General features: G+C 36.6%; 1 protein-coding gene. It reads left to right on the forward strand.

Going from position 1 to position 1,166, the window contains the following annotated elements; all coding sequences use genetic code 11:
• Positions 1 to 1,166 (forward strand): alginate export family protein (locus DK442_RS08635; RefSeq protein ID WP_109435467.1); only part of this gene is annotated, 1,166 nt, incomplete at both ends.

Raw genomic sequence — 1,166 nt, forward strand, 5'->3', positions numbered from 1 at the left:
CAAGAATTAAGTATTGATGCAGATATCAGGCCTCGGTTAGAATATTTAAATGGTTTTGGAAGCCTTTTACCAGATGGAGTTGATGCAGGATTATTTGTACAACAACGTTCGCGTTTAAAATTTGGATATACAACAGATAAATTCTCTACCTACCTAAGTGTTCAGGATGTTAGCGTTTGGGGGGATACTCCACAAATTGCAGCAGCAGATAACAATAATAGCTTTTCTCTGGCACAGGCATGGATAGATTTTAAATTCGGAAGTGGATGGTCCACCAAACTAGGAAGACAAGCCTTATCTTATGATGATCAACGAATTTTTGGAGGTTTAGATTGGGCGATGCAAGGACGTTTTCATGATGCAGCTCTACTTAAATACTCCAAAGAAGGATTTAAATTTGATCTTGGAGTTGCATTTAATCAAAATGGTGTGAGTAGACAAACGACATTATTTGATCCTAATAATGCAGGTAATGCAAGAGCTGTTTTTGATTATAAAGGAATGGTATATGCTTGGTTACATAAAGACTGGGAGAAATTCTCTGCAAGTGTATTGGTTGCAAATAACTCCTATCAAAATTTGGGAGATGATGGTCAAACTCCGGTGGATGGAAATGTGAATCGTCAAACTTTTGGAACACACCTAGTAGCCAAACCAACCAAAGGACTCTCGATAGCAGCCAACGTATATGGACAAACAGGAGAATTTACAGAAGATATTGATCTATCAGCATACAATGCTATGTTAGAAGTAACATATAAACCAGGAAAAACACTTTTTGGACTTGGATTTGAAACTTTAAGTGGTGATGAAAACGGAGGTACAGATGGAGAAATCGAATCGTTCTTTCCTATTTTTGGTACCAATCATAAATTTAATGGGTATATGGATTATTTCTACGTAGGAAATCATGCCAATAATGTTGGACTCAATGATATTTATGCCAAAACAGTGATAAAAACCGGTGAAAAATCTAGCCTGCTACTCAAAGCTCATTATTTCTCTGGAGCCGAAAGCCTGGGAGATAATGTAGATGATTACCTGGGAACTGAAATAGATATTGTATTTACACAAAAACTATTAGCTTTTGCAACACTTAAAATAGGATACTCTCATATGTTTGCCTCTGATTCTATGGAAATACTTAAAGGAGTACCTGAACCTGC

The sequence above is a fragment of the Aquimarina sp. AU119 genome (genome assembly GCF_900312735.1).
GTDB classification, from domain to species: Bacteria; Bacteroidota; Bacteroidia; order Flavobacteriales; family Flavobacteriaceae; genus Aquimarina; species Aquimarina algiphila.